11 protein-coding genes are annotated in these 5,891 nt (G+C 36.5%); all 11 read right to left on the bottom strand.

Annotation, left to right across the window (positions count from 1 at the left end):
• Positions 1 to 46: 46 nt before the first annotated feature.
• Positions 47 to 466, bottom strand: a complete 420-nt coding sequence (gene rplM, locus VJJ80_00425; protein HLC38581.1) for a 50S ribosomal protein L13 — start codon at positions 464 to 466, stop codon at positions 47 to 49.
• A gap of 11 nt (positions 467 to 477) precedes the next feature.
• The gene (gene rplQ / locus VJJ80_00420; protein ID HLC38580.1) at positions 478 to 1,098 is read right to left on the bottom strand and encodes a 50S ribosomal protein L17; all 621 of its coding nucleotides are present in this window, start codon (positions 1,096 to 1,098) and stop codon (positions 478 to 480) included.
• Positions 1,099 to 1,100: 2 nt separating this feature from the next.
• Complete coding sequence (locus VJJ80_00415) at positions 1,101 to 2,051, bottom strand: DNA-directed RNA polymerase subunit alpha (GenBank protein HLC38579.1); 951 nt, start codon at positions 2,049 to 2,051, stop codon at positions 1,101 to 1,103.
• 68 nt (positions 2,052 to 2,119) lie between these two features.
• A complete protein-coding gene (rpsD, locus tag VJJ80_00410) occupies positions 2,120 to 2,746 on the bottom strand; it encodes a 30S ribosomal protein S4 (GenBank protein HLC38578.1) in 627 nt (208 codons plus the stop codon).
• Between the two features lie 9 nt (positions 2,747 to 2,755).
• Positions 2,756 to 3,163 (bottom strand): 30S ribosomal protein S11, encoded by a 408-nt coding sequence (gene rpsK, locus VJJ80_00405; protein HLC38577.1) that lies wholly within the window; start codon positions 3,161 to 3,163, stop codon positions 2,756 to 2,758.
• A 43-nt stretch (positions 3,164 to 3,206) separates the two neighbouring features.
• Entirely contained in the window at positions 3,207 to 3,593 is a 387-nt protein-coding gene (gene rpsM / locus VJJ80_00400; protein ID HLC38576.1) for a 30S ribosomal protein S13, read from the bottom strand.
• A 24-nt stretch (positions 3,594 to 3,617) separates the two neighbouring features.
• On the bottom strand, positions 3,618 to 3,731 hold the full coding sequence (rpmJ, locus tag VJJ80_00395; GenBank protein ID HLC38575.1) for a 50S ribosomal protein L36: 114 nt from the start codon (positions 3,729 to 3,731) through the stop codon (positions 3,618 to 3,620).
• A 104-nt stretch (positions 3,732 to 3,835) separates the two neighbouring features.
• The gene (gene infA, locus VJJ80_00390) at positions 3,836 to 4,072 is read right to left on the bottom strand and encodes a translation initiation factor IF-1 (GenBank protein ID HLC38574.1); all 237 of its coding nucleotides are present in this window, start codon (positions 4,070 to 4,072) and stop codon (positions 3,836 to 3,838) included.
• A gap of 66 nt (positions 4,073 to 4,138) precedes the next feature.
• On the bottom strand, positions 4,139 to 4,882 hold the full coding sequence (map, locus tag VJJ80_00385; protein ID HLC38573.1) for a type I methionyl aminopeptidase: 744 nt from the start codon (positions 4,880 to 4,882) through the stop codon (positions 4,139 to 4,141).
• Positions 4,842 to 5,543, bottom strand: coding sequence for a nucleoside monophosphate kinase (locus VJJ80_00380; protein ID HLC38572.1), 702 nt, complete (start codon positions 5,541 to 5,543; stop codon positions 4,842 to 4,844). Before VJJ80_00380 ends, map begins: the two co-directional genes overlap by 41 nt.
• 14 nt (positions 5,544 to 5,557) lie before the next feature.
• The coding region (locus tag VJJ80_00375; GenBank protein ID HLC38571.1) for a hypothetical protein at positions 5,558 to 5,891 on the bottom strand (334 nt) is incomplete at its 5' end.

Here is a 5,891-nt window from a genome sequence, read left to right as displayed (position 1 = left end):
GAAATTTTTTGAAATTTTTTAAGTTTTAATGTGGTCATATTTCCCTTTAGATTTTTAATTCAATTGGGTTTTGCGCCTTTTGCGCATGTTCGGTACCCGAATAAATTTTTAATCTTAAAATCCGGCGGTTTCTTAATTTATTTTTTGGCAACATTCCCCAAACTGCTAATTTGATGACTTCGGAGGGTTTTCTGGCAATCATTTCGCGAAAGGTAGCTTTTTTAACGCCACCGATATACGCGGAATGTCGGGTGTAAATTTTTTGTTCTTTTTTACGGCCAGTGACTTCGATTTTTTCACAATTTACCACGATGACAAAATCGCCGCAATCCGTGGCTGGATCATATGTTGGTTTATTTTTGCCTTGCAAAATTTCGGCAATCTTGGTGGCAACTCTGCCTAAAATTTTATCTTCGGCATCAATAAGATACCATTTTCTATTTTCAGTTTTATTGATAGCTTTCATAATAATCTCTTTTATTTAGAAGTGGTTCGTTTGGTCCAAATCTTTTTGGTGGCTTGTGAAAACTTTTTGCCCAAACCAGTTCCAGAAACTCGGTCCAACCAACCTTTTTTATCTTCGGTTTTTTTGATGGTTTTTATGGCAATGGCTGGTTTTTTGGTTATTTTTTCTTTTTTAGTTTTTGCTATTTTTTCGGCGACCTCAACCTTACTGCCTGAAGTTTTGGTACGGATCGTGACTTTGCCTTTTTTGGAAACTATGGTTTCTGCCTCTTTTTTGACGGCTTTTTTGTGTGGCATAATTAATTCAACTTGCGACATCGGGGCTGAATCGCCAGCTCTAAAACCTAATCTGGCAACGCGGATAAACCCTGATGGCCGATTAGCAAAAGTTTTAATTAATTCTTCACGGATTTTTTTAACTGCATTAACATCGGTAAAAAATTCTTGTAATTTTCGAGATGAAGACAAATCGTTTTTCTTGGCTCTGGTGATCATTTTTTCAACCAAAATTTTAACAGCTTTTGCCTTTGCGTGAGTAGTTTTAATCTTTTCATATAAAACTAAAGAAGTGGCTAAGTTTCGAAGCATTAATTCGCGATGTTCCCTGGTTCTGGAAAATTTAACTGTTTTCATTTTTAGTTAATTAAATTCCATTCAGTTAATTTTTCTTGAATTTCTTCAAAACCCTTTGCGCCCATGCCTTTCATTTCTCGAATTGTTTCTAAGGATAATCTGGATAATCCGGCGACAGTTTTGACTTTATTATTCAATAAAGCATTGGTGGTACGATTTGAAAAACCAGCTTCTTCAATTTTCTGTGATTTAAAATCAGTTTTATTGGCAGCTAATTTTTTATTTTTATCAGCTTCTGCTTTGGCTTTGCCTTTTTTGGCAACCGCTTTTTCTTGATAATTTTTGATTAAATTAAAATGATCAATTAAAATCGCCGCCGCTTTTGTCAGAGCCTCGGTTGGTTTAATTGTGCCGTCAGTAGTGATGTCAAGCATTAATTTATCGTAGTTAGTCATTTCACCGACACGAATAGGTTCAACATCAAAATTAACTTTTTTGATCGGAGAATAAATCGCATCAATAGAAATAGTGCCAATTGGGAATTCTCGGTTTTCTTTAATTTCGGTTGGCACATAACCCATGCCGCGATTTACTTTTAGTTCCATGTCAAGTTTGCCGGTTTTGCTCAAGGAAGCTATGGGTTGCTTGGGATTGACGATTTCGACTGATGCTGAGGCGGAAATATCAGCGGCCGTGACTTCTTTTGGACCTTTGATTTTTAATTTTAAGACCGCATCCTCGCCCTCATGGATAATTAAACGAACCTGTTTTAGGTTCAAGATGATTTGAATTAAATCTTCTTTAACGCCGGGCAATGTTGAAAATTCATGGCTCGCATTTTGAACTTCAAGGGCATAAATTGCCGCGCCCTTCAAAGACGAATACAAAACGCGTCGAAGCGAATTTCCAACGGTCACGCCATAACCTGGATATAAAGGCGAAATTACAAAACTAGCCGAATTTCCTTCTTCATTTACTTTTTCAATTTCTGGGAGAGAAATACCTTCTTGCATGAAACCTCCAAATTCAATTTTTCAAATTTCTTTTAACAATTTCGAATATTATAAATTAATAATTGATATTATCTGGCGAAAAATTCCAAAACAATATCTTCATCGATCGGAGTGTCGATACCATCTCTTTCGGGAATCTTTAAAACTTCGCCGGTCATAGTATCTGCTTTTAATTTTAACCAAGCCGGGGTTTTGATTTTGGAAATCACTTCCAATCGATTTTTAAAATATACTTTTTTGAGACTGGCGCTATTTGGGGCAATTTTGTCGCCGATTTTAACTTGAAATGAAGGGAAAGTGACTTTTTTGCCATTAACTTCAAGGTGGCCATCTCTGACCAAAATCCGCGCTTGCCGTCTGGAATCAGCTAATCCTAATCTAAAAACAATATTATCCAATCTTAATTCTAATAATCTCAATAATGCCAAATCGGTCATACCTTTTTTGCGTAAAGCATGCTGATAATAATTTTTAAATTGTTGGTTGGAAATTCCATAAATTTGGGCGGTTTTTTGCTTTTCACGCAATTGTCGGCCATATTCAGATAACCGACGCGGGACTTGACCATGTTGGCCTGGCGCATATGATCTTCTGGTAAATGGGCATTTTGGTGATAAACATTTATCCCCTTTTAAGAAGAGTTTTTGGCCGGCACGACGACATTTTTCACAAACATTATTGGTAACTTTTGGCATTTATTTCTCCTAAACTCGACGAGGTTTTTTGGGTCGGCAACCATTATGTGGCACCGGCGTAATATCAGCTATTGAAACGATATTTACATTTGCATTTGATAAGGCTCGGGCAGCGGCATCACGACCTTGGCCAACCCCAGAAACAAATATTTTTAATTCGGAAATTCCATATTTTTTAATTTTTTCCAACATCGCTTTACCAATAAGGGAAGCGGTATACGGGGTGGATTTTTTGGTGCCTTTAAAACCTAAGGAACCGGCCGTAACCCAACCCAAGGTATTTCCAGAAGTATCGGTTAAAGTCATAATGACATTATTAAAAGAAGACTGAATATAGACTATTCCTTGCGCAACTTGTCGGATTAATTTCTTTTTTTTCTTAAAAGCTTTGACAACTTTTTTAGTTTTTTTCGCCATATTTCCTCAAAATAATATTTTCAAAATTTATGGTAAATTAATTTTATGTCTTTTCGGCGGCTCTCTTGCGACCAGAACCAACGGTAACTTTTTTGCCGCGTTTGGTACGGGCATTGGTTTTGGTTCTTTGGCCACGCACCGGCAAGTTTTTGGCATGTCTTTCGCCCCGATATGAGCCGATTTCTTTTAAGCGTCGAATATTTTGACCGACTTCAACCTTTAAATCACCTTCAACTTTATAATTTTTTTCAATCACTTCTCTGATTTTATCTAATTCAGTTTCGCTCAATTTTGAGGTTTTGATATCTGGTTTAACATTAGCAGTTTTTAAGATTTTCAAAGCCAACGAATTTCCAATGCCAAAGATATAAGTTAGGGCAGTGGCAATTCGTTTATTCTCAGGAATATTTACACCCGTAATTCTGGGCATTTGACCTCTTTCTTGGCCTTTTTCTTAGCCTTGTCTTTGTTTGTGTTTTGGATTAACACAAATCACTCTTAAAACTCTTTTTCTTTTAATTATTTTGCATTTTGAACACATTTTTTTGACTGAAGCTCTAACTTTCATAATAATTCCTAGTCTATCTACAAACTACAAAATGTTACGAAAATACAAAAATTAAGTACTTATGTCTCCGCCGTTGGCGGATTTTGTATTTCGTAGACTACTTGCTATAATCTTTTGGTGATTCTTCCTTTTGATAAATCATAAGGCGTTAATTCAACAATGACTTTATCGCCAGGCATCACTCGAATGTAATTCATTCTCATTTTGCCTGACAAGTGGGCAATCACTTCGTGGCTATTCTCAAGGGTAACCTTAAAATTTGCGGCTGGTAACGCTTCTGAGACTTGCCCTTCGATTTCAAGCACTTCTTTGTTTTTTGAATCCAAATTGTTTTTTTCCATAAAATATTTCTCGACAAATTATATTCTAACATAAAAACTGATATTATGCAAGGGTTTTGGAGCAACTTAGGTTAAGATTTCGGGCTCTCCATCTGTAATAGCGATAGTTTTTTCAAAATGGGCTGAATATCCCCCATCTTCAGTGACAATTGTCCAATTATCAGCTTTGATACGAATGGCGTTATATTTTTCAACTGCCATCGGCTCAATTGCCAGAACCATACCGGTTTTTAGTATGGCGTCGGTTTTGGGCGTGCCAAAATTTGGAACTGAGGGATCTTCGTGCAAATTTTGACCAATCCCGTGACCGGTACACTCTTTAACTGGTGAAAAACCGGCTTTTTCAAGCGTTTTTTGAATTTCATAGCTAATATCACCGATGAAATTGCCTTTTTTAGCGACTGCAATGGCATTTTTTAACGCCTCTTTGGTGGCTTGGACTAACAATTGGTGTTTTGATTTAACCTCGCCGATCATAAATGTTTCGGCGGCATCAGCTTTAAAACCTTGCCAATCAATGCCAACATCAACTGAAACCAAATCCCCATTTTTAATTTTTCGATCTGATGGAATGCCGTGAACAATTTCATTATTAATCGAAACGCAGATTGAGGCAGGATAACGGTTATAACCTAAAAATGCGGATTTAGCTTGAGGGTATTTGGCAATAATCTGATTTGAAATTTCAGCCAGCTTTAAGGTCAAATCACCAACTTTAATATTTGATTTTAAGGTATCTAAAATTTCCCGGACGACCGAGCCGGCTTTTTTAATCGTTTCGATTTGTTGGCGATTTTTCAAAATAATCATTTAATCTCTCTAAAATCATTTGGTAAACCTCGGGAATGCTCGGTTCGCCGTCAACTTCAACTAATTTTCCTAATTTTTGAAAATAATCTAAAAGTGGCTGCGTTTGAGAGTGATAAACTTCAAGTCTTTTTTTAACTGATTTGGAGTTATCATCAGGTCTTTGGATTAATTTCCCGCCGCATTTTGGACATTTTCCTTCTTTGTAGCCTTTGGCTCCAGGCAACGAAATGTTGGCACATTTTTCGCAAATACGCCTGGTGGTGATTCTTTTTAAAACAGTTTCATCGGAAATTTTTAAATGTAAAGCGATAGGCATGAAATAATTTAGCATTTTTAAAAATTTTTCTAAATTATTAATTTGGACATCATTTCGTGGAAAACCATCTAAAATAAAAGGGATTTGCGGCGTTTTTTTTAAATCATTTAATATTAATTGATCGGTAAAGCGCTCAGGGATTAATTCACCTCGATCATAATATTTTTTAATCTCTTGGCCTTCGGGAGTGGGACTTTTTATTTTGTCTCGGATTAAATCTCCGGCAGAAATTATTCTCATGTTAAAATCTTTGGCCAATAATTCAGCTTCGGTGCCCTTGCCTGAGGCTGGCGGCCCAATAATGAGCAAATTAAATTTTTTTGATTTTAACTTTTCTAAATCCATATTTGCCTTTCAGGTTAGGCGGCGCTAACAGATTCACATACCCAAATGCCATTTTCACCTTTTTTAACCGGTTGGATTAATTTTATTTGATAAATTTTGGTGCCATGAATCACTTCGACAATGGCAATTCCTTCAGTAAAACTCTTTGATTTAAGGCTAAACTGATCATCTTTATTAATACTAAAAGTCGGTGGAACTTGGTCTTTGGCAACTAAAATCGGGTCTAAATACCAGGCTAAACTGCCGGCATCAACCTGGCTTTGAATTTGATTCGACTGGCTGGTATTTATATCAAAAGTTTTTGATTCGGAACTGGCAGCACCGGTGGTGCCATCGGCGGGGGGTTTT

This window comes from Patescibacteria group bacterium (assembly GCA_035288465.1).
In the GTDB taxonomy this organism is placed as follows: domain Bacteria; phylum Patescibacteriota; class UBA1384; order DATEAH01; family DATEAH01; genus DATEAH01.
This window is presented reverse-complemented; position numbering and strand designations above follow the sequence as displayed.